The following is a 21,304-nucleotide window of genomic DNA, read 5'->3' as shown; positions in this document are numbered from 1 at the left end:
CTACAACAGTCCTTCCATCAAATGCACAGTAACGATTTTCTCCTTCACATTGACGTCCAACACCACGTCATCAATGACCGGAAGCAGCAGCTGCTTGCCATTTGGCAGCTTGGCAACCCATACATCATTCGCGCCGGGCCGCAGAATCTCCACGATTTCACCCAACTCTTCCCCCTCATCGGAAACCACGCTGCAGCCGATGATTTCATGGAAATAATATTCGTTCTCCGGAAGCTCAACCGATTCCGCCTTGCTCACCTTCAAGTCGCGGCCTTTAAACCGTTCCACATCGTTGATATTGGAGAATTCGGCAAATTTAACAATATACATCTGTTTGTACGGCCGCGCCGATTGCACGGTGACCTCCAGCCGTTCCCCCGTTTCGGGATGAACAATCAGAAGCCGGCTCTTCGGTGCGAAGCGCACCTCCGGAAAGTCCGTCTGCAGCAGCACGCGAAGCTCCCCACGTATCCCGTGCGTATTTACGATTTTGCCTACCGATAACAATGAATCCGACATATTAACCTCCCAAGTGCTATCTCCTCATCATACTCGCAGCTTGTCCCAACTGCCAGGATCCTTCTGCTTCAGCATGTACGAAAAAGGGCTAGGACAAACATCCTAACCCGGTTTCGTCTATCATTATGAAGTTAACGTTCAAGACATGATATCCACGGTGACCCGCTTATCCATCTTGACCGCTGCCGATGCTACGACGGTGCGCAGCGCCTTGGCGATTCTCCCCTGCTTGCCAATGACCTTCCCTACATCGTCGGGATGTACGGAAAGCTCATACACAATCAGATGGTCCTTCTCCACGACATCTACGCGCACGTCGTCCGGATGATCAACAAGAGCCTTCGCAATAACGCCGACTAATTGTTCCATTTACGACCCTCCGAATCAGCAATTATTTCTGCTGTCTAAGCTCATGGAATTTCTTCATAACGCCTGCTTTGCTCAGCAGATTGCGAACGGTATCGGATGCTTGTGCACCGTCTTGGAGCCATTTCAACGCTTTCTCTTCATCGATGTTAACTACAGCCGGCTCTGCAACCGGATTGTAGTAACCAATCTCCTCGATAAAACGACCGTCACGCGGGGAACGGGAATTCGAAACCACGATACGGTAGAAAGGAGCTTTATGAGCACCAATACGTTTCAAACGAATACGAACTGCCACGAAATTCACCTCCTTTTAAGAATGAACCTTGCATTTAGATTAACGGAAAGGGAATCTCATCCCTTTACCGGCCTTGCTTAATTGCTTCAACATTTTGTTGCCTTTGCCTTTCGGCCCCATCATGTCGGAGAACTGCTTCATCACACGGCGCATCTCGTCAAATTGCTTGATCAAGCGATTGACGTCGGCGAGTGTGGTTCCGCTGCCTGCGGCGATCCGCTTGCGCCGGCTGTGATTGATCATATCGGGATTTTGCTTCTCCTCTTTGGTCATCGAATGCACGATGGCCTCAACCCGGCTCATTTGCTTCTCGTCCACCTTGACGTTCTGCATCTGCTTCATCTTGCCCATGCCAGGAATCATGTCCATAAGCTGATCCAGCGGGCCCAGCTTCTTCACTTGCTCCATTTGCTCCAGGAAATCCTCGAACGTAAACTCTGCATTGCGCATTTTCCGTTCCATTTCCTTCGCTTTTTCCGCGTCAATGTTGGCCTGAGCTTTCTCAATCAACGACAGCATGTCGCCCATGCCCAGAATCCGCGACGCCATCCGTTCCGGATGGAACGGCTCCAGCGCATCGATCTTCTCGCCCAACGCAGCGAACTTGATCGGGCAGCCGGTGACCGCCTTAACCGACAACGCTGCACCGCCGCGGGTATCGCCGTCAAGCTTAGTCAACACGACCCCGGTGAGCGTCAGCTGCTGATTGAAGCTCTCCGCAACGTTAACCGCGTCCTGACCTGTCATGGCATCCACCACGAGCAAGACCTCGTCCGGGTTCGTCACCTCATGGATTTGCCGCAGCTCCTCCATCAGTTCTTCGTCCACATGCAGCCGGCCTGCGGTATCGATCAAGACATAGTCGTTGCCGTTATCCTTCGCATGCTGCAACGCCTGACGGGCAATTTCAACCGGGCTGTTGCCCTCTGGCAACGTAAACACCGGCACTTTAATCTGCTCGCCGAGCACCTGCAGCTGCTTGATTGCCGCCGGACGGTAAATGTCCCCTGCAACCAACAGCGGCCGGTGATTTTCCTTCAGCAGCAGCTTGGCCAGCTTCGCCGATGTTGTTGTCTTACCGGCCCCTTGCAGACCCGCCATCATCACGACTGTTGGCGGCCGATTGCTGCGAGCCAGCTTAGCTTGGCTTCCGCCCATCAGCTCGGTCAGCTCTTTGTTGACGATATCGATGATGACCATGCCCGGCGTAAAGCTGTCCATGACCTCTTTGCCGATCGCCTTCTCCTTCACCTTCGCGATGAATTCCTTGACGACTTTAAAGTTGACGTCCGCTTCCAGCAAAGCGAGTCGAACCTCACGCATCGCTTCGTTTACATCGTCCTCGGACACTTTCCCTTTACCGCGAAGCTTACTGAATACGCTCTGCAAACGGCTTGTCAAACCTTCAAATGCCATACCTCGTCACCTCCATCTCTATAAGATCGTTCCGTATTCCTATAGTCATCTTACAATTGCTCCGCCTCGCGAAGCAAATTTCTTGCCGTTTCTTTATGTAACGGGGACATGTCGCTGGCTTCGACCAGCTGCCCTAATTGGGACAACACGTGGCTCCGCGCTTCGTGCTTCTTCAGCAGGCCCAGCTTCTCCTCGTACGTCTCCAGCATGCCTTCCGCCCGTTTAATATGTTCATATACCGCCTGACGGCTGATCTCGAACTCAGCGGCAATTTCGCCCAGCGAGAAATCATCGAGAAAATAATATTTCAAGAACGTCTGCTGCTTCTCCGTCAGCAGCGCTTCATAGAAGTCAAACAAAAGGTTGATCCGGTTTGTCTTCTCCAGCCTATTCTCCTGACTCATCTGGGCACCCCCTCCGTCAAGGAAAAACACTTTACAGGCATCAACTTTTCCTATGATACCGAATGCCGAGATGGATGTCAAGCACTTTTCCTTAACATCAGTTTTGAACATAGCCAGAGACGCATTTTGATGCAAAAAAGCCGCTCCCGATGCTTCGGAAAGCGGCTTGACGCTTCAGCTTCTTAATGATTTGGCAAGAGATACAGCAAGATCGCAAAGAAATGCGTTACGCTGCCGCCGAGGACGAACAGATGCCAGATCGCATGGTGATAAGGAAATCCCCGCCAGACATAAAAGATCGTTCCCAGCGTATACGACAGCCCGCCTGCAACTAACAGGACAATCCCTTGATGCGGCATCGCTGCAGTCAGCGGACCCCAGGCGATCACGATTAACCAGCCCATAATCAAGTAGAAAAACGTCGACATGAACAGGAATCTTTTGACGAAAAAGGCTTTAAACACAACGCCTAGCAGCGCGATCCCCCAAACAGTACCGAACAGGCTCCAGCCGAGCGGTCCCCTAACGGCTACCAGCAGAAACGGGGTATACGTCCCCGCGATGTAAATGTAAATCGAGGAATGATCGAAAAATTCGAACAAATCCTTCAGTTTCCCTTCCTTGAAGCTGTGCACGAGGGTCGAGCACAGGTATAACAGCAGCATGCTTGCACCATATATTGTAAAGCTGACAACGTGCCAAGCTGTGCCCTTCATGCTGGAAAAAACGATCAACAGCACTAATCCTGCTACACTGAGCAAGGCGCCGATGCCGTGAGTGATCGCGTTGGCAATTTCCTCACGGCGGTCATACGTATGTGTATTGGCCATCCTGTCACCTCCTAAAATTCTCTTGATTAGTTTGTCTTGCCGGGCGTTTGCCTATGAGCATCATACGAAGGAACCCCGCAATGTGTTACTGGGACTTGCCCAATTAAGCCTCATTGGGTTCCCCTTCAGCTTCTTCCTCCTCAGCAATCAAGCCGGCAAACAACCCATGCACGAATTGCTCGGAATCGAATTTTTGGAGATCTTCCATCTTCTCGCCTAGTCCAACGAATTTCACCGGAAGGCTGAGCTCTTGACGGATGGCGATGACAATACCGCCTTTGGCCGTGCCATCCAGCTTCGTGAGCACGAGACCGGTCACGCCGCTCTTCTCGCCAAACAGCTTGGCTTGGCTAAGCGCGTTTTGCCCTGTTGTTGCATCAAGCACCATCAGCACCTCATGCGGAGCGCCTGGAATTTCGCGCTGGATGACGCGGTAAATCTTGTTCAGCTCCTCCATCAGGTTCGACTTGTTCTGCAGCCGTCCCGCGGTATCGCACAGCAGAATATCGGCCCCACGCTGCTTGGCGGCTTGAACCGCGTCGAACATCACCGCTGCCGGATCCGAACCGGCTTGTTGCTTGATGACATCAACTCCAACGCGTTTACCCCAAACTTCGAGCTGCTCAATCGCCCCTGCACGGAAGGTATCGCCTGCGGCGAGAATCACCTTTTTGCCCTGCTGCTTATAGTAATGGGCCAGCTTGCCAATCGTCGTCGTTTTGCCGACGCCGTTAACGCCTACGAACAAAATAACGCTGATCCCGTCCGGGTTCAAATGCATTTCGCTGTCCTCGTCTCCGCGGAGCAGCTCAACTAGCTTCTCGGAGAGCAGCGGCTGCAGCTCCGAAGCGTCTTCGATCCGGCGCTGCTTTACTTCGGCGCGAAGATCATCGATCAGCTTCATAACCGTGTTCACGCCAACGTCGGCGCCAATCAAAATTTCCTCCAACTCTTCAAAAAATTCCTCATCGATTTTTTTGCGCCGGGTTACGAGCTCGGTCACTTTTTCAACAAAGCCTTTCCGGCTTTTCTCCAGCCCGTCCCGGAACTGTTTCGTTACGGATTCCGTTTTAGATGCAATGCTCTCTTTCAGTTTCTTAAAGAAACTCATAGGAATATATCCTCCTTCATCACTTCGAACTCAATTATCTCATACGGCAGAGGCCCAAGCAATTTTCCCGGACCACGTAGACACAAAAACGTGGCAGGAGAGCCAAGCTGTCATCTTGACCCCCAAGCCACCGTAAGTTGTATTAAACATGTTTTGTTCGCTTAAGCGATTTCGACCGTCTCTTCGTCCTCCAGCTTCACCGACACGAGCTTGGATACGCCGCCTTCCTCCATGGTCACCCCGTACAGCACGTCGGCTTCTTCCATCGTGCCTTTGCGGTGAGTCACCACGATAAACTGGGTTTGCTCCGAAAATTCGCGCAAGTACTGGGCAAAACGGACCACGTTGGCTTCGTCCAGCGCCGCCTCGACCTCGTCGAGCACGCAGAACGGCACCGGCTTCACCTGCAAAATCGCAAACAGCAGCGCCATCGCTGTTAATGCCCGCTCCCCGCCGGAGAGCAGCTGCAGGTTTTGCAGCTTCTTGCCCGGCGGCTGAGCCACCACATCGATCCCTGTGTCCAGCAGGTTGTCCGGATCGACCAAGATCAAATCCGCCCGCCCGCCGCCGAACAGCTTCGAGAAGACGATCACAAATTCGCGGCGAATGGCGTCAAACGTCGTTTTGAAGCGTTTGGACATCTCCTCGTCCATTTCGCGGATTACCTGGTACAACGTCGTTTTCGCTTCGACGAGATCATTCTTCTGCTCGCTGAGGAACTGATAACGTTCCGACACGCGGTTGTATTCCTCGATCGCGCCGAGATTCACTTCCCCAAGCAACGTGATCTGCCGCTTCAGCTCCTTCACGTCGGCCTGGGTCTGCGGCACATCCTCCGGCACGGCGTAACGCTGCTTCGCCAGCTCGTAGCTCAGCTCGTAATCCTCAGACAGCTTGCGCAGAATGTTATCCAGCTCCACGTCGAGGCGGTTCGCCTGGATTTCTGTCTGGCGCAACTGCTCCTCTACGGCCTTGAGCCCAAGCCGCTGCTCTTTCGTTTCGCTTTCGCCTTCCTCCAGCTTCTTCACAAGCACGGCGCGCGAAGCGCGTTCCAGCTCCAGCTGTTCGCTGGCCCGTTCCTTCTTCAGCTTAAAGTCGTTGAGCTCTTCCCGTTGCTTCACGGTCTGCTCCTCGTTTTGCTTCAGGTCCGCTTCAATCGACTGCAGGATCGTGCGGGTCTGCCCCAGCTCACGCTCCTGCACCTTGAACTCTTCCTCCGCGCGGCGCAGCTGCTCACGCAGCGACTGGCATTCCTGATCCAGCTTGCCTTCCCGGACCTTGAGCCCGGTCAGCAAATCCTGCAGCTCCTCCTTGGCCGATTCGCTAGCTTTACGCGCGAACTCGGCTGCCCGGATCGACTGCTGCACCGTTTGCTCTTCTTTCTCCAGCTCAACGAGTCGCGCTTCCGCCGCGGTCTTTGTCGCTTCAAGCTCCTCGAGCTCTTTCAGGTAGTGGCCTTTCTCCTGGCCATAGAGCTCAAACTGCTCGGAGACACGGCGCCATTCGTGGTCGATCTGTTTCAAATCACCGGCGCATTCTTGCTCCTCTACCCGTTTGGCATCGCCGGCTTCCCGCAGTCGCGTTAACTCGCTTTCGGCCTTGGCCAGCTGACTGCGTACGTCTGCCAACCCTTTGCGCAGCTTGTCCAGCATTTCCTCGCTTTCGCGAATATCGCCGGCAAGCTGGTCGAGCTGGCGTTTACGCCCCAGCAGGTTGCTGTTCTTGCGATGCTGGCTGCCCCCGGTCATCGAACCGCCGGCATTCACGACATCGCCTTCCAGCGTCACGATCCGGAAGCGGTATTGCAGCCGTGCGGCCATTTTGTTCGCCCGCTCCAGATCGCTGGCAAAGACGACATTACCGAGCAAGCTGCCGACAATGTTCTCATACCTCGGCTCGTAGCCCACCAGATCGGCTCCAATGCCGATGAATCCGTCCGCTTCCTCCAGTAGACGTTTGTCCGCTGCGGAAATCTGGCGCGGACGAATTACGTCGAGCGGAAGGAAGGTCGCTCGGCCCAGCTGCCGCTGCTTCAGAAAGGCGATCGCCTGCCGCGACACCGCTTCGTTTTCCATGACGATATGCTGCATCGCAGCGCCTAGCGCCGTCTCTACGGCGACTTCAAGCTTCTCCGGCACCCGAATCAGCTCCGCGACAGCACCGTGGACACCGGACAACGTCGACCGTTTGGCCGCCTTGAGCACTTCCTTAACGCCCAAGACAAACCCGTCGTAGTCGTCCTCCATCTCCTTCATCGTGTCGCGGCGGGAAACCAACGCTTCGCGCTTCTGTTCCCACTTGCGGATGTTGCTTTGGCTTTCTTCCACAAGCTTCTGCAGCGAATTCACCCGTTCGCTTTCCTGGATGTACTGTCCGCGCAAATCGGCAATCTCTTTGCCCAGCTTGTCTAGCACCTTCTCCAGTTCAGCCTTGCGCGCTTTGAGCCGTTCCAGCTCCTCCGTCCATTTGACGCCTTCCTCTTCCGCGCGTTCCATCCGGCGTTTCACGCTTTCCTTCTGCTGTTCAGCATAATGGATCTCGTTGCGCGCTTGCGCCATCTGGTTCATGATGTCCAGCAGTTGGCCTTTCAGGCCGTCCTCCTGCGCTTGGCTGATGCCGCCGGTCACCCCGATCAGCTTCGCCTCTTCGGCCGCCAGCTCATTACGCAGTTCATGAAGCTGCTGCTCCGCTGCGGCGAATTTGGCTGCCAGCTGCTCCTTTTCCTGCTGCCGCTGGGCGAACCGCTCTTCACTAATCTCCAGCGATTGAAGCAACTGCTCGCGATTTTGAGTCAGATTTTTAGCGCGTTCCTTCAGCACTTCGCCGTAGCCTTCGCTTTTCTCGTAGCTTTCGCTGTATTCGAGCAGCTGACTTTGCAGCAGTTCGATTTGATCCTCAACCTGACGAAGGGCCAGCCGGTCGCTCTCCAATTTGGCATCATGCGCGGAAACAACGGTCGACAGCGCCAGCTGCTCCTCCTGCAGCTTGGCCAGCTTGGCGTTGGCCTCGCTCCACGATTCATGGATTTGCTCGATCTGATGCACATATAGCGAAATTTCTTTATTTTTTAATTGCTCACGCAATTCCTTGTACTTCAGGGCTTTCTCCGACTGCTCCTTCAGCGGCTCGATCTGATCCTCCAGCTCGGACACCAAGTCGTTGATGCGAAGCAGGTTCTGCTCGGTTTCATCCAGCTTGCGGCGGGCGTCGCGTTTGCGGCTCTTGTATTTCACAATCCCCGAAGCCTCTTCAAAAATGCCGCGGCGGTCCTCCGAGCGTGTGCTCAAAATTTCCTCAATCCGGCCCTGCCCGATGATAGAGTACGCTTCCTTCCCGATCCCCGTGTCCATAAACAGCTCGGTGATATCCTTCAGCCTGCAGGGCTGCTTGTTGATGAAGTATTCACTGTCGCCGCTGCGATGGACTCGCCGGGTCACCGTCACTTCGCTGAAGTCAAGCGGCAACGCTTGATCGGTGTTGTCCAATGTCAGCGATACCTCACTGTAATTCACGGCCTTGCGCGCGTCACTGCCGGCAAAAATGATATCTTCCATCTTCCCGCCGCGCAGCGACTTGGCGCTTTGCTCCCCGAGCACCCAGCGGATCCCGTCGGAGATGTTACTCTTACCGCTGCCGTTAGGTCCAACCACGGCGGTAATTCCGCGGACGAATTCCATCTCCGTCTTATCGGCGAACGATTTGAAGCCCGCTAACTCTATCCGTTTCAAAAACATACGTTCACGATCACCTCTACCGACTATTGTAACATACCCCAAGCCCTGGAGGACAGGCTATCCGTCGCGGAAGATTGCGCGGCATGACGCTTCTCTCATTCGCTTGAAATTTAAGGCACTTTTTGCTAGTGTGATAGAAAAAAATCCAACCTCTTATATCGGTAAAAGGAGCAACATTGATGAGCATAAAAAAACTTTCCCGCCTGGCCGGCATCATGATATCTGTATGCCTTGGGACGGCTTCCCTCGGATCGCCGGGACTGCCAGTGGCTTCCGCTTCGCAGACGCAGGCGGGGAAATCCGTAACTGTGACCGTAGGGGGGCAATCCGTTGCCTGGACAACCAAGCCCCTCATTTATCGCGGCGTGACCTATGCCCCTTTGCGTGAAGCGGCGGAATACCTGGGTGCAGAAGTACGATGGAATACTACGAAACGTGCTGCCGAACTTCGGGTACACGGGGACACGATCCTGCACCGCACGGGTACGGATCTGTTCAGCGTCAACGGCAACCCGCTCCGGATCGGCGTAAATTCGTTAGATCAAGGCGGCGTCACCTTGGTGCCTTTGCGGGCTTTAGCCGAAGTGCTGAAGGCTGAGGTGGATGCCGTGGCAATGTCAGGAACGATGCACGTTGCCTTGACCCCGGACGCAGCGACAATCCGTTCTTCGGAAACCGAGGTAGCTGACCGCTATTTGCAAGCCCAGAAGTACTCCGGCATCGCAATGATTGCTAAAGGTGACCAGATCCTGCTGCGCAAAGGGTACGGATATGACGGCGATAACCAGCTCGTCCGGGCCGATCAAAAGTCGCGCATTGGATCGCTGACCAAATCGTTTACGGCGGCGGCCGTCATGAAGCTCGCGGAGGAGGGAAAGCTTCACCTAGACGATACATTAGAGTCGTATTTCCCCGGTTTTCCTAGTGGGGATCGGATTACTATTCACCTGCTGCTATCCCACCTGTCCGGCATCAACCCCAACTTTCCACGTGTTGCGGGCATGTCCTTGCAAGATACCATCGAAGCGATCCGCTCCAAACCGCTGCTGAGTGAACCGGGCAGCAAATTTATGTACAGCAACAGCGGTTATGTCGTGCTGGCAGGGATCATCGAGAAAGCCTCGGGGATGAGTTATGGGGAATATCTGAAGCAGAGCATTTGGGAGCCGCTGGGTTTAAAAGACACCGGCGAAGCGAAGCCCTCGATTCCGGTCCTTCAGGGCTACGTTAGTGCCGGGGACCAACTCTGGGCGCCGGCCGGCCCTTATATCTCACAATCCGGGACCGGCACGTTATACTCCACTGCCAACGACATGTTGACGTGGATCGCCTCATTTGAAACGGAACGCGTACTTAGCCAAGCGTCAATCGACCAAATGTTCACCCCGTATTCTGAGAAAAATTACGGCTACGGCTGGATGATTCAGCAGGAAAACGGGACAACACGCGTCTTCCACAATGGCAGCGGTACCGGCTACGCCACCGGCATGTCCCGGGAGCTCGGCGGCGGGTATACGATCATCCTGCTCGGCAACCACGCCGGCATGGATACGTTGACGCTGATGACCGAGCTCAGGATGCAGTTGCCGTAAATCTTAACAGAGCCTCTGAACGAAACATAACTAAGCTTAGGAATTTCTTCTATTTTAGAATGTTACAATTTAATCTTTTAGATCAAAGTCAAACAGAACATTGAATTTTTCTCAATACTTATAATCCCCTTCTTCATACTTAGTAGTAAGATCAACTAGACATAGTGTTCATTTTCATTTTCGTTTTCGTTTGTAACACTATGTTAAGTATATCAATATATTAATCTTGCAGATGAATTTCTCTTAAATCTGGAAACTGCGGGATACAGTTATCTTGGATTTATATCCTAGGGAAAGCTCACCTGCAATAATCAATAGGTGGGATTTAGGATGGAAAACAATAAGTTAATTAAACTGCAAGTTGAAGAACCAAGAATAAAAAGCGCAACTAACTTTTTACAAGACAAGGGGGTTTCACTCGAACTAAATAGTCCTCAACTTTACAAATGAGCATTTTGCAGAATTCTGAGTACCTATGGCACAAGGATTTCTAGGGATAAAAAAGGGACTTCACCCCAACTTGGAGAAGTTTTCAAGTGACTAAACCCAAAACTTCAAGAATGGAGGAAGTCACCTTGTATATTCTCCAAGAAAGTCTGTTTTCCTTCGAGGAACTGCAAAAACTTGAATCCAAAGAACGTTTGCCTATCTTTTTCAGCGCTCTTGATCTACGTCCCTACGCCAAAGAACTGAGAAGCCGTTCCCCCCGAGGCGCTGACGGTCATTGCAGACAAGGAATTCTTCGGGCTTTGCTTGCAGCTCCGCTAGAGAATATCAGTACGTTCACTGGCCTGCATCGCCGGCTGGATATGGATCTTCGTTTTCGCTATCAATGCGGACTTCGCCTTGATCGGGAGGCTCCTTCCATGGCAACGTTGAGCCGCGTATTTGCCGATTTGACGAGTAAAGACCTGGCCAAGCGACTTTTTGAGGATCTGGTCACACGCTGCAAGCAAGAAGGCATCATCGACGGAAGTCATGTGGCCATCGATAGTGCCGCGATCCATGCTTATGAGAAGAAACAGCCGAAACGTAAAAGCGAGCTCACGGGCAATGCAAACTGGGGTGCCAAGTTCGACTCCTTCGGCAATAAGGTGAAGTGGTTTGGCTACAAACTTCATCTCGCCGTCGATACCAAAAGCGAACTGCCGATGGCGCTCGCCGTGACACCGGCTCATGTCCATGACGGCGATATGGCGCCAGATCTGATGGAACAAGTCGCGGCAAAAACCAAGGTCAGCTTCTTTGTCCTCGATGCTGGGTATGACCAACTAAAAAACTATGAGGCAGCCCGGAATTTGAACGCACAGGCGATCATCCCGATGAATCTTCGCAATGAGAAAGAGCCTCCTGCCGGCATGATGTCGAACGGAACGCCTTGCTGCTCCATGGGGTTTCCGATGATCTATTGGGGAGCGGATGGTGATGTTCTGAAATTCCGTTGTCCCCATGCTACAGGCAAGGTAGACTGTCCGCTCGGAATGGCCGCTTGTTCGTCTTCCAATTATGGGATGGTCGTTAAGGTGGATATAACCAGTGATCTACGCCGCTACTCCACACCGCATCGGGATAGCAAGCGTTGGAAAGAACTGTACAACGAACGAACTAGCGTGGAACGATGCAATTCCCGCTTGAAAACCTATCTAACTGCCGATGCGATGCACGTGTGGGGAATCCGGAAAGTCACAACGCACCAGTACCTTAACGCCATTGTATTGCTGGCTTCTGCACTAGCCATGGTTAGGCATTCAAGCAAAGCCGCAGCTTAAATTTTTCGGCATAGACGAAAATTCTGCAGGTCTGCCCATTTTTCCAAAAGCCATCACATCATGATATTGAAGCCAACCACAGGCCATATAAATCTGTTGTCTTTTTCTCGAAAATGAAATTATGCAAAATGCTCAAATATAAAAATACTAAGTATTTAATCTTATCTGCTAAAAGTAAACCTGAACTTTTTGTCCTGTCTTATAACGAAAATGATGAACTAGTGGAAGTAACAACGAAAAGTACACTTCTGAATCAATCGGGGAATGTAATAGAAAATCACTTCACAGGCAAAGAAAAAAAATTAGCGGTAGATGATAATAAGCAAAACAACTTCACTCCTGCTGCAAATACAGCCTCATCTTGTCCTCCTGGCCAAGAATGGAGGGAATACAACTGTAAATATGTACCTGAGCTAAATGAATTTTGTCTTATTGCATGCGCTGCAGCTAAAATAAAACCTAGCTTGTGTATCAATATGTGCACCAATAATATTAAAACGTGTGAAACAGATTGCTTTCCTATTGACGGCGGGATACCCACATAATACTAATTTATATTTTTAGCTTCTTCTATTCTTTGCTTCAGTTGGCGCTTTTTTTCTTCTAAACGTAAAATCTTTCGCATTGTAATAAATGACAAAAAACAAAACAGAGTATATTTAGCATTTATAAAGTCCAAATCGTTATCATAAACAAACTTATTCACTCTCTTTCACCTCTTTTGAACAGAACCTGAGCAATACGCTTTCCTAAGAAAAGCTGTTGTTCAGGTTCTTCTTGTAATGAATGAACTTCAAAATAGTAGTATGATGTCTTATCCGTTTTATTTTTTTATTACGTAACATTATATTCTATTTCAAAATCATCTTAAAGGAGAACATTTCTATGTCAAGTTTATGTAGACATAAACTATTAAAAAGCATTCAGGCGGTTCACGGCGCCGTAATTTCTTATGCCAACTGTGTCTGTGAAGATTTTTCTGAAAAGGAAAAGGAAATTTTTTTTAAGTTCGGATTGGAGCTAGCCGTGCAGTTACAAGAATTACGGAGACTTTATATTTCCCTGTATCAATTTGACCCATTAAGTGGGATCCCCACAGTAGATACTCAATGTTGTACCTCAAAAATAAATCACTCAGAACAAAATAAAACCGATAAGGATTGAATATCTCCAGTGGTTTAAAGTAACTAACAGCACGATCGGTCTGATCTAAGAGAAGAAGGCCTCCCTGATCAATCTTGGGATGCCTTCTTCTCTTCCATATTCACTTCTCATGCAATGTTCAAAGCTCAGAGCTCTTAAGCAACTCCAGCGCCACGGCGGCGGCCTGCTGCTCGGCTTCCTTCTTGGATCTGCCAGTACCCTGGCCAAGCGGACGCCCATCCATGCGGACCTCCGCAACGAATTCGCGCTCATGGGCCGGTCCCCGTTCTTCAATGATCCGGTATTCCAATGTGCCCATGCCATGATGCTGCGTCAGCTCCTGCAGCTCCGTTTTGAAGTCGCCGGTTGACAGCTTGCCATCAAGGGTCAAATTAGGGAATACATGGCGATGAAGGAACGCAGTAACTGCTTCCAGGCCCTGGTCCAAGTACAAAGCGCCAATAAAGGATTCGAACACATCCGCGAGCAGAGCAGGACGAGTTCGCCCACCCGTCAACTCCTCGCCTTTGCCTAGCAGGACGTATTTGCCAAACTCCAGGTTTTCGGCGAATTTCACGAGCGACGGTTCACAGACGATCGCGGCGCGCAATTTGGTCAGCTCGCCTTCAGGACGATCCGGGAATAACCGATATAAATGCTCCGAAACGGTCAATTCGAGAACGGCATCGCCCAAGAACTCCAGCCGTTCGTTATCCTCATATTGACTGAAGCGATGCTCATTCACGTATGACGCATGAGTGAAGGCTTGTTTCAGAAGCTGCCGATTTTGGAATACCAGTTCAAGTTTTTGCTGTAACTGCTTCAGATCTCCATTCACCGGACTTAACCCCTTATGCTTCGTATTTCTTCATGATGATCGTGGCATTGTGTCCACCGAATCCAAACGAGTTGGACATCGCGACGCGGACATCCGCACGTCTGGCTTCGTTCGGAACGTAGTCCAGATCACATTCTGGATCCGGATGCTCCAAGTTGATCGTTGGCGGGATGATGCCATGCTTCAAGGTGAGCCCGCAGATGACACCTTCCACTCCGCCGGCAGCCCCAAGCAAATGACCGGTCATCGATTTCGTCGAGCTGACCGCCAACTGATAAGCATGGTCGCCAAACGCCCGCTTGATCGCAATCGTCTCCGAGCGGTCACCAACCGGAGTCGATGTCCCGTGGGCATTGATATAATCCACTTCTTCCGGCGCAATCCCGGCATCACGGATCGCCATCTTCATGCAACGCTCCGGCCCGTTCGGATCCGGCTCGGTCATATGGTGAGCGTCTCCGCTCAAGCCGTAGCCGATCACTTCACCGTAGATTTTAGCACCGCGCTTCTGTGCATGCTCCAGCGATTCCAAAATCAGAATCCCGGCGCCTTCGCCCATGACAAAACCGTCTCGTTCCAGATCGAACGGCCGGCTGGCCTTCTCCGGTTCGTCGTTGCGGGTCGACATCGCCCGCATCGAGCAGAACCCTGCCATACCGGTCGGACGGATCGTTGCTTCCGCGCCTCCGCAAATCATCACATCGGCATCTCCCCGCTGGATCAGCTTGTACGAATCGCCGATGGAATGAGTTCCGGTCGCGCACGCAGTCACCGCCGTCGTGTTCGGACCCTTCGCTCCAAACATGATCGATACATGGCCCGATGCCATATTCGCAATCATCATCGGAATAAAAAATGGGCTGACGCGTTTTGGACCTTTCTCCAGCAAAATATTGTGCTGGTCTTCCCAAGTTCCAAGACCGCCGATCCCTGAACCAATCATCACGCCAACCCGTTCCGGATCGGCCGTCTCACCGATGGTGAGGCCGCTGTCTTTCATGGCGCTGACCGCCGCAGCGGCGGCAAATTGCACGAAGCGGTCCATCTTCCGCGCTTCCTTCCGGTCCACATAATCCTCTGGATTAAAATCTTTCACGGAGGCGGCAATTTGCGTCGGGTATTCGCTGACATCAAACGCTTCGATTCTTGAAACGCCAGACTTCCCCTGAACAAGGTTATTCCACAGCGTATCAAGGTCTTGTCCAAGCGCGGTCACGACCCCCATTCCTGTAACTACTACTCTATGCTTCAAACACATTCACCTCGTATGGACTTCATGTGTACTAATCATTCTAAGTCTTAAGCACGAATGCTTGAAGAGCTGAAGATGAGGAGAAGTCCCGCCTGCTATGTAGGAGGTACGGGACTTTTGGATGACATTAGGTATGAGATTGTATGTAGTTTACAACTTCACCTACAGTCGTAATCTTCTCTGCATCTTCGTCGGAAATTTCCAGATCGAATTCATCTTCCAATTCCATGACCAACTCAACTACGTCAAGCGAATCCGCACCCAAGTCGTCTTTGAAAGACGCTTCCAGGGTCACTTCGGCTTCATCAGCGCCGAGGCGATCCACAACAATGCGTTTTACGCGATCCAAGATATCGGACATCCGGTTCACCTCCTCTTTGGTATTATAAGAGATTTGAAGTTAAAATGCCATAGAAGCGAAAGGCGTGATTTTTACATGTACATTCCGCCGTCTACGTGCAGCGTCTGACCGGTCATATATGCCGCGCTGTCCGAGGCGAGGAACAGAACCACGCTGGCGATCTCCTCAGGTTGTCCCAAGCGGGCCAGTGGGATATCCGCCAGCAGCTTCTGGCGATACTCCTCCGGAAGCTCGCCCGTCATATCGGTATCGATAAATCCGGGAGCGACGCAATTCACGGTGATCCCGCGCGAAGCCAACTCGCGTGCTGAAGATTTGGTCAAGCCAATCACCCCGGCTTTGGCAGCGACATAGTTCGCTTGGCCCGCATTGCCGAGCACGCCAACCACCGAAGAGATATTGATAATTCGTCCCGAGCGCTGCTTCATCATCGGGCGGGTTACGGCTTTGATGCCGTTAAATACGCCTTTGAGATTCGTCTCGATGACTTGATCAAACTCTTCTTCCTTCATACGCATAATTAAATTATCTCTTGTAATCCCTGCGTTATTCACGAGAATATCAATCCGGCCCCACGAATCCAGCATGGATTTCACCATTTCCTCAAACTGCTCGCTGTTGCCTACATGGGCTTTTACCGCGTAGGATTTCACACCAAGCGCCTCAATTTCAGAAACGACGCGGGCGGCGGCTTCTTCATTTCCCGCATAGTTGACAACGACATCAGCTCCCGCCTCAGCCAAAGCAAGTGCAATGCTGCGGCCAATTCCACGAGAAGCTCCCGTGACCAAAGCGGTTTTCCCTTGCAGCGGTTTGCTCATACGGTTCATCTCCTTTCGCCTAACATATGCGAAGCATTTAAAAAATCAAAGCTCTAGTTTGCCTCTATGATCCTATCGCCATTCTTTGCGCCAAACGGCACCTTTGCGGCGAGGTAAAACCGAAGGTTAAATCGAGCTATTACCTATTCAGCGAAAGCTGCAGCCGTCTGTTCCAGGCTGTCCAATCCGCTGACGTTAAACAGACGCGCCGATTTATCGATTTTCTTGATTAAACCGGTTAAGACACTGCCAGGTCCGATCTCTACGAAGGTATCCACACCTTGGGACAGGAGCCAGCTCACGCTGTCCTCCCAAAGCACTGGGGAATACACTTGACGAACCAGCAATTCGGCAATCTCTACGCCGTTTTGAACGGGGCGAGCTGTCACGTTCGCGACCACCGGCACCTTGGCATCTTGAAACGAAGCCGCAGCCAGTCGTTCGCCGAGCCGTTCCGCAGCCGTCTTCATCAAAGAAGAGTGGAACGGACCGCTGACTTCCAGCGGGATCGCCCGTTTGGCTCCGATTTCCTTCACCCGTTCAATAACAAGGTCGACCCCTTCTCGGCTTCCCGAGACCACAATCTGCCCAGGGCAGTTCACATTCGCCAGCTCAACCAGCGCACCGCCAGCAGTAATGTCGGCGCACAGCTTAGCAAGTGCGTCACGCTCGCCGCCAAGGACGGCTGCCATCGCGCCTTGCCCGCCCGGCACCGCTTGCTCCATAAATTCGCCGCGCGCCCGAACAAGCTTCACGGCATCTTCAAAGTGAAGAACACCGGCTGCGGTCAGCGCGCTGTATTCGCCCAGACTGTGACCGGCAACATAATCCGGTTGAACGCCTTTGGCGGCAAATGCCTCATATAGCGCCACGCTAGTCGTCAAGAGCGCCGGCTGTGTATTGGCCGTCTGCTTCAGCTCCGTGTCCGGTCCGCCGAAGATCAGATCGGTGAGCTTGAAGCCCAGCTGCTCATCTGCAGTTTCGAACCGCGCCCGTGCTTCCGGCAGCGCGTCATATATATCCTTGCCCATTCCAACGCTTTGGGAACCCTGTCCCGGAAAAACAAAAGCGATTTTGCCCATCCTGTGCACTCCCTATCGTAAAAGTCCGGTGAATGTCCATCCATTCTCGCGTATCCGAATGGCGATCGCCTAGATTACCACACGAGCACGGATGCTCCCCAGGTTAGTCCGCCTCCGAAGCCAACGAGCAGGATGGTGTCGCCTTCCTTCATGCGTCCATCCTCTGCTGCTTCAACCAGCGCCAGCGGAATCGAAGCCGCCGAAGTGTTGGCGTATTTATCCACATTGATCACGCACTTCTCTTCCGGCAAATTCAGACGCTCTCTCGCCGATTGGATGATTCGGATATTCGCCTGGTGAGGGACAAAGAGATCGATGTCCTCTTTGGTCTTCCCTGCTTTGCGCAGCACTTCTTCGGTTGCCGTTCCCATCACGCGTACGGCAAACTTGAACACCTCGCGGCCATTCATATAAATGTAATGCTTGCGATCCGCCACAGTCGCCTCCGAAGCCGGAAGCCGGGAACCGCCCGCTTCGAGCTTCAGCAACTCACCGCCGGCCCCTTCCGCGCCGAGATCGAAGGACAAGAACCCGCGGCCTTCCGGCACCTCGCCGAGAACGACAGCCCCGGCTCCGTCCCCAAACAAGACGCAAGTGTTCCGGTCCGTATAATCCGTGATGCGGGACAAGGTATCCACACCGATCACCAGTGCATTCCGGTACATTCCGGTCTGAATGAATCCGTTGGCGGCGGCCATCCCGTAGACAAACCCCGAGCAAGCAGCGGACAAATCAAAGGCGGCCGCCTTTTTCGCACCGAGCTTATCCTGCAAAATGCAGGCGGTCGAAGGGAACGCCATGTCCGGGGTAATTGTAGCCACGATGATCAAATCCAGCTCCTCAGCCCGCAAACCCGCAGAATCCAACGCCCGAACGGCCGCTTCATAAGCCAAGTCGGAGGACGCTTGGTCCGGTGCGGCGATATGCCGTTCTTTAATTCCTGTACGCGAAACGATCCATTCGTCGTTCGTATCTACGATTTTCTCCAAATCGGCATTCGTCAGCACCTTTTCCGGAACGTATTTCCCGGTCCCGATAATTCCAACCGAACGTAATTTTGTCACTATCGTCATTCACTCCCCGCTGATTTCACGTGCTATACTCTCCGTCAATTTGCTTTGCAGCGCCGTTCGCGCTTGGCGTACAGCGTTCTTAATGGCCCCTCCGTCAGAGGAGCCATGTCCCTTCACGACCAACCCGCTTAATCCCAGAAGCGGCGCTCCGCCATGCTCCTTGTAATCAAGCGTCTTCTTCAAGCCGCGCAGCGACGGCATTAACACAGCTGCAGCCAGCTTGTTCTTCAACGATTTCGAAAATTCCTTCTTCAGAATCGAGAACATCGTGCCCGCCGTACCTTCCAGCGATTTCAGCAAAATATTTCCCGCAAAGCCGTCACACACCAGCACGTCGCAAGCTCCGGTCAAGATGTCCCGGGCTTCCACGTTCCCAACAAAGTTGATCGGCATCGACGTAAGCAACGGGAAAGCCGCTTTGGTGAGCTCGTTTCCTTTCTTCGCTTCGGTGCCGACATTCAGCAGACCCACCCGCGGTTTGTTGATGCCGTGCACCTTCTCGCGATAGATGCTGCCCATCAGCGCATACTGCGCCAGATGCTCCGGCTTGGCGTCCATGTTGGCACCGAGGTCGAGCGCTAACACTCCACGCTCGTCAACAGTCGGGATCATCGGCGCCAACGCGGGCCGCTCGATCCCCTCCATCCGCCCGACCACCAGCAGACCCGTGGTCATCAATGCACCGGTGTTGCCGGCGGAGATCATCGCCTCCGCTTCCCCTTCGCGGACAAGCCGTCCGGCGACAACCATCGAAGAGTCCTTTTTGCGGCGAACCGCCTTAACCGGCTCGTCCTCCGCTTCGATCACTTCGGACGCGTGATAAATTCGTAAATTTGCCGGCGCTCCTTGCAGCATCGGCTTCAGCACTTGCTCATTACCAACCAGAATGATTTCGGTATCGCTCCATTCCTTGGCTGCGGCCAGTGCACCTTCGACCGTGCTCTGCGGCGCGTGATCTCCGCCCATCGCATCAATGGCGATTCTCATGCTGACTTCCTCCTTCTGAAGTGTCCTCTCCGGTGGACCGGTAGATGACGAAATTCCCTTGGAATACCATTTCTTCGCCTACGTAAGTAAAGACCTCAACCTTCGCTTTGCCTTTTTGGCCGGAATTGGGTCTGACATAAGCTTTCGCAATGCATTTCTCACCGAGATGCACCGAACGGATAAACCGGATGTCTGCAGAGAATGTCAAAGCGATTTCGTCGTTGATCACAGCCACCGCCAAGGAGTTCGCCTGGGCAAACACATGATGTCCACGGGCGATCCCCGTCCGGGAGAACACATGCTCCTCACGGATTTCAAAGATGGAGATCCCACTCTTGTCCAGCTGCAGATCGACGATCTCCCCGATGACCTCATGCAGCGGCAAGGAACGAACCTGGTCATACGACCGTTCCGCCATCAGCTTCATCCGCTCCCGGAGCTCCGGGATGCCCAGCTCCATGCGGTCAAGACGGATTGTCTGAATGCTGACTTTCAGCTGACGGGTCAGCTCTTGGTCCGTAATAAACGGGTTAGCTTCTATCATTTGGACGAGCTGTTGCTGCCTCGCCCGCTTCGGCAAACGTTCGATGGGTATCCCCCCCTCTTCAGCAAGCAATGATGGTCTATCTATAATATCAACGTTCCCTTATATGTAATAGTTGGCGAAGCTATTCTTTAGAACCTGGTACTAAAATGTAGTATAAAGCATCCCGTCCCAAAAGAAAAGCGAAATTGCCATAAACCTGACGGGAGGCGGCACGGGAGGCGGCAACAACAAAGACAAAAAAAATAGCACCTCATCGAAATGAAGTACTACTTTGAGTTGTTACTTTAAGCTTATTGGCCAATAATTTCTCTAGATTTGTAAGTTCCGCAAACTTTGCAAACGTGGTGAGCAAGCTTCAATTCTCCGCATTGTTCACATTTTACCATGCCCGGCACAGCCAATTTGAAATGCGTGCGGCGTTTGTCGCGGCGCGTTTTGGACGTTCTCCGTTGAGGTACTGCCATGGTTCCCACCTCCTTATTCAAGTCAACCCTAACCGGGGCTTTATTTCTTGTTTACTTGCTTATTTTTTGAAAAAATCGCCGAGCGCTGCGAGTCGCGGATCGATCTTATCCGTATTGCAGCCGCAATCCCGCTCGTTCCGATCCGTTCCGCAAACCGGGCACAGCCCTTTGCAAGATTCCTCGCACAGAGCGGCATACGGAAGATGAAGCAACAGCGTCTCTTCCACGTACGGCACGAGATCGACTTTGTCGTCGGCGACATAATGCAAGTCATCGTCTTCTTCCTGCGCCTGTACGTCTGTCTCGGGATCGTCGCCTTGTTTGAAGCTTTCTGAAAACTCCGCTTGCACGACCTGCTTCAAGGGCTTCAGACACCGGGAACAGGTCATATCGAGCTCTGCAGTCAGCTGGCCTTTGACATCGACAACGTCTCCGCCTGCGGCTTCCGCCTGCAAATCGACCTGAAGCGGACTGATCGCGGTAATGTCCCTGCGACCTTTAACGACATGGTTTACGTCCAAGGCTTGATGAATCTTCACCGGAGCTCCGGACGAGTTCACCTGACGTAAATGAATAATCATCAGCATCACTCCAAACAAACAAAAGTTATTATACCGATTTTAAGTAAGTTTTGTCAACAATACGCGATCACTCAGTTAAAATGTTACTAAAGAGGCATCGGTTCACTCACATCGAA

General features: G+C 52.3%; 23 protein-coding genes. 4 read left to right on the top strand and 19 right to left on the bottom strand.

Annotated features, from left to right (window positions below):
- The 8 genes from rimM to smc form a co-directional block, all read right to left on the bottom strand.
- Positions 1-519 (bottom strand): ribosome maturation factor RimM, encoded by a 519-nt coding sequence (gene rimM / locus RW092_RS06280; protein WP_016312467.1) that lies wholly within the window; start codon positions 517-519, stop codon positions 1-3.
- Between the two features lie 138 nt (positions 520-657).
- A complete protein-coding gene (locus RW092_RS06275) occupies positions 658-888 on the bottom strand; it encodes a KH domain-containing protein (RefSeq protein ID WP_009222978.1) in 231 nt (76 codons plus the stop codon).
- 22 nt (positions 889-910) lie between these two features.
- Complete coding sequence (gene rpsP, locus RW092_RS06270; protein ID WP_009222977.1) at positions 911-1,183, bottom strand: 30S ribosomal protein S16; 273 nt, start codon at positions 1,181-1,183, stop codon at positions 911-913.
- A 39-nt stretch (positions 1,184-1,222) separates the two neighbouring features.
- Positions 1,223-2,599 carry a signal recognition particle protein gene (gene ffh, locus RW092_RS06265; RefSeq protein ID WP_016312468.1) on the bottom strand — a complete coding sequence of 459 codons (1,377 nt, stop codon included), beginning with the start codon at positions 2,597-2,599 and terminating at the stop codon, positions 1,223-1,225.
- 50 nt (positions 2,600-2,649) lie between these two features.
- Complete coding sequence (locus RW092_RS06260; RefSeq protein WP_028537784.1) at positions 2,650-3,003, bottom strand: putative DNA-binding protein; 354 nt, start codon at positions 3,001-3,003, stop codon at positions 2,650-2,652.
- Positions 3,004-3,185: 182 nt separating this feature from the next.
- Positions 3,186-3,833 carry a PAQR family membrane homeostasis protein TrhA gene (trhA, locus tag RW092_RS06255; RefSeq protein ID WP_316009794.1) on the bottom strand — a complete coding sequence of 216 codons (648 nt, stop codon included), beginning with the start codon at positions 3,831-3,833 and terminating at the stop codon, positions 3,186-3,188.
- A gap of 103 nt (positions 3,834-3,936) precedes the next feature.
- Positions 3,937-4,944: a signal recognition particle-docking protein FtsY gene (gene ftsY, locus RW092_RS06250; RefSeq protein WP_028537786.1), complete on the bottom strand. Its 1,008-nt coding sequence runs from the start codon at positions 4,942-4,944 to the stop codon at positions 3,937-3,939.
- A 161-nt stretch (positions 4,945-5,105) separates the two neighbouring features.
- Positions 5,106-8,678, bottom strand: coding sequence for a chromosome segregation protein SMC (gene smc / locus RW092_RS06245; RefSeq protein ID WP_316009793.1), 3,573 nt, complete (start codon positions 8,676-8,678; stop codon positions 5,106-5,108).
- Between the two features lie 179 nt (positions 8,679-8,857).
- Here smc and RW092_RS06240 point away from each other — a divergent pair, with 179 nt between their 5' ends.
- The 3 genes from RW092_RS06240 (at position 8,858) to RW092_RS06230 (ending at position 12,584) form a co-directional block, all read left to right on the top strand.
- Positions 8,858-10,270, top strand: coding sequence for a serine hydrolase domain-containing protein (locus tag RW092_RS06240; protein WP_316009792.1), 1,413 nt, complete (start codon positions 8,858-8,860; stop codon positions 10,268-10,270).
- 575 nt (positions 10,271-10,845) lie between these two features.
- Complete coding sequence (locus RW092_RS06235) at positions 10,846-12,039, top strand: transposase (protein WP_316009795.1); 1,194 nt, start codon at positions 10,846-10,848, stop codon at positions 12,037-12,039.
- Between the two features lie 128 nt (positions 12,040-12,167).
- A complete protein-coding gene (locus RW092_RS06230; protein WP_316009791.1) occupies positions 12,168-12,584 on the top strand; it encodes a hypothetical protein in 417 nt (138 codons plus the stop codon).
- A 2-nt stretch (positions 12,585-12,586) separates the two neighbouring features.
- Here the strand turns inward: RW092_RS06230 and RW092_RS06225 are convergent, their stop codons facing one another.
- Entirely contained in the window at positions 12,587-12,745 is a 159-nt protein-coding gene (locus RW092_RS06225) for a hypothetical protein (RefSeq protein WP_157273275.1), read from the bottom strand.
- 179 nt (positions 12,746-12,924) lie between these two features.
- On the opposite strand from RW092_RS06225, the gene RW092_RS06220 reads away from it, so the two are divergent.
- Positions 12,925-13,203: a hypothetical protein gene (locus tag RW092_RS06220; protein WP_316009790.1), complete on the top strand. Its 279-nt coding sequence runs from the start codon at positions 12,925-12,927 to the stop codon at positions 13,201-13,203.
- 118 nt (positions 13,204-13,321) lie between these two features.
- Here RW092_RS06220 and rnc read toward each other — a convergent pair whose 3' ends face one another.
- The 10 genes from rnc to RW092_RS06170 all read right to left on the bottom strand — a co-directional run bounded on the left by rnc (position 13,322) and on the right by RW092_RS06170 (position 21,194).
- Entirely contained in the window at positions 13,322-14,020 is a 699-nt protein-coding gene (rnc, locus tag RW092_RS06215) for a ribonuclease III (protein WP_016312474.1), read from the bottom strand.
- Positions 14,021-14,033: 13 nt separating this feature from the next.
- Positions 14,034-15,272, bottom strand: coding sequence for a beta-ketoacyl-ACP synthase II (gene fabF / locus RW092_RS06210; RefSeq protein WP_028537790.1), 1,239 nt, complete (start codon positions 15,270-15,272; stop codon positions 14,034-14,036).
- A gap of 127 nt (positions 15,273-15,399) precedes the next feature.
- Positions 15,400-15,633: an acyl carrier protein gene (gene acpP, locus RW092_RS06205; protein WP_009222968.1), complete on the bottom strand. Its 234-nt coding sequence runs from the start codon at positions 15,631-15,633 to the stop codon at positions 15,400-15,402.
- Positions 15,634-15,704: 71 nt separating this feature from the next.
- The gene (fabG, locus tag RW092_RS06200; protein ID WP_085169023.1) at positions 15,705-16,454 is read right to left on the bottom strand and encodes a 3-oxoacyl-ACP reductase FabG; all 750 of its coding nucleotides are present in this window, start codon (positions 16,452-16,454) and stop codon (positions 15,705-15,707) included.
- A gap of 143 nt (positions 16,455-16,597) precedes the next feature.
- The gene (fabD, locus tag RW092_RS06195; RefSeq protein WP_016312476.1) at positions 16,598-17,536 is read right to left on the bottom strand and encodes an ACP S-malonyltransferase; all 939 of its coding nucleotides are present in this window, start codon (positions 17,534-17,536) and stop codon (positions 16,598-16,600) included.
- 74 nt (positions 17,537-17,610) lie between these two features.
- A complete protein-coding gene (locus RW092_RS06190) occupies positions 17,611-18,609 on the bottom strand; it encodes a beta-ketoacyl-ACP synthase III (protein ID WP_009222965.1) in 999 nt (332 codons plus the stop codon).
- Entirely contained in the window at positions 18,610-19,596 is a 987-nt protein-coding gene (gene plsX, locus RW092_RS06185; protein WP_316009789.1) for a phosphate acyltransferase PlsX, read from the bottom strand.
- Entirely contained in the window at positions 19,580-20,176 is a 597-nt protein-coding gene (gene fapR / locus RW092_RS06180; RefSeq protein ID WP_028537792.1) for a transcription factor FapR, read from the bottom strand. The genes plsX and fapR overlap by 17 nt, the downstream gene beginning before the upstream one ends.
- 257 nt (positions 20,177-20,433) lie before the next feature.
- Positions 20,434-20,607, bottom strand: a complete 174-nt coding sequence (rpmF, locus tag RW092_RS06175) for a 50S ribosomal protein L32 (protein ID WP_009222962.1) — start codon at positions 20,605-20,607, stop codon at positions 20,434-20,436.
- Positions 20,608-20,666: 59 nt separating this feature from the next.
- Positions 20,667-21,194, bottom strand: a complete 528-nt coding sequence (locus RW092_RS06170) for a YceD family protein (RefSeq protein WP_410055515.1) — start codon at positions 21,192-21,194, stop codon at positions 20,667-20,669.
- Positions 21,195-21,304 lie beyond the last annotated feature (110 nt).

The sequence above is a fragment of the Paenibacillus sp. 3LSP genome (assembly GCF_032465655.1).
Classification (GTDB): domain Bacteria; phylum Bacillota; class Bacilli; order Paenibacillales; family Paenibacillaceae; genus Fontibacillus; species Fontibacillus barengoltzii.
The sequence above is the reverse complement of the archived record's forward strand: the minus strand, read 5'-3'. Positions and strand labels throughout refer to the sequence as shown.

What these genes read in the sequence shown, in the direction of transcription:
- rimM (WP_016312467.1), bottom strand. Translation starts at nt 519, where the DNA reads ATGTCGGATTCATTGTTATCGGTAGGCAAAATCGTAAATACGCACGGG.
- rpmF (WP_009222962.1), bottom strand. Translation starts at nt 20,607, where the DNA reads ATGGCAGTACCTCAACGGAGAACGTCCAAAACGCGCCGCGACAAACGC.
- RW092_RS06220 (WP_316009790.1), top strand. Translation starts at nt 12,925, where the DNA reads ATGTCAAGTTTATGTAGACATAAACTATTAAAAAGCATTCAGGCGGTT.
- RW092_RS06190 (WP_009222965.1), bottom strand. Translation starts at nt 18,609, where the DNA reads ATGACGATAGTGACAAAATTACGTTCGGTTGGAATTATCGGGACCGGG.
- trhA (WP_316009794.1), bottom strand. Translation starts at nt 3,833, where the DNA reads ATGGCCAATACACATACGTATGACCGCCGTGAGGAAATTGCCAACGCG.
- ffh (WP_016312468.1), bottom strand. Translation starts at nt 2,599, where the DNA reads ATGGCATTTGAAGGTTTGACAAGCCGTTTGCAGAGCGTATTCAGTAAG.
- fabG (WP_085169023.1), bottom strand. Translation starts at nt 16,454, where the DNA reads ATGAGCAAACCGCTGCAAGGGAAAACCGCTTTGGTCACGGGAGCTTCT.
- RW092_RS06275 (WP_009222978.1), bottom strand. Translation starts at nt 888, where the DNA reads ATGGAACAATTAGTCGGCGTTATTGCGAAGGCTCTTGTTGATCATCCG.
- plsX (WP_316009789.1), bottom strand. Translation starts at nt 19,596, where the DNA reads ATGAGAATCGCCATTGATGCGATGGGCGGAGATCACGCGCCGCAGAGC.
- fabD (WP_016312476.1), bottom strand. Translation starts at nt 17,536, where the DNA reads ATGGGCAAAATCGCTTTTGTTTTTCCGGGACAGGGTTCCCAAAGCGTT.
- RW092_RS06230 (WP_316009791.1), top strand. Translation starts at nt 12,168, where the DNA reads ATGCTCAAATATAAAAATACTAAGTATTTAATCTTATCTGCTAAAAGT.
- RW092_RS06240 (WP_316009792.1), top strand. Translation starts at nt 8,858, where the DNA reads ATGAGCATAAAAAAACTTTCCCGCCTGGCCGGCATCATGATATCTGTA.
- smc (WP_316009793.1), bottom strand. Translation starts at nt 8,678, where the DNA reads ATGTTTTTGAAACGGATAGAGTTAGCGGGCTTCAAATCGTTCGCCGAT.
- acpP (WP_009222968.1), bottom strand. Translation starts at nt 15,633, where the DNA reads ATGTCCGATATCTTGGATCGCGTAAAACGCATTGTTGTGGATCGCCTC.
- RW092_RS06260 (WP_028537784.1), bottom strand. Translation starts at nt 3,003, where the DNA reads ATGAGTCAGGAGAATAGGCTGGAGAAGACAAACCGGATCAACCTTTTG.
- ftsY (WP_028537786.1), bottom strand. Translation starts at nt 4,944, where the DNA reads ATGAGTTTCTTTAAGAAACTGAAAGAGAGCATTGCATCTAAAACGGAA.
- RW092_RS06170 (WP_410055515.1), bottom strand. Translation starts at nt 21,194, where the DNA reads ATGCTGATGATTATTCATTTACGTCAGGTGAACTCGTCCGGAGCTCCG.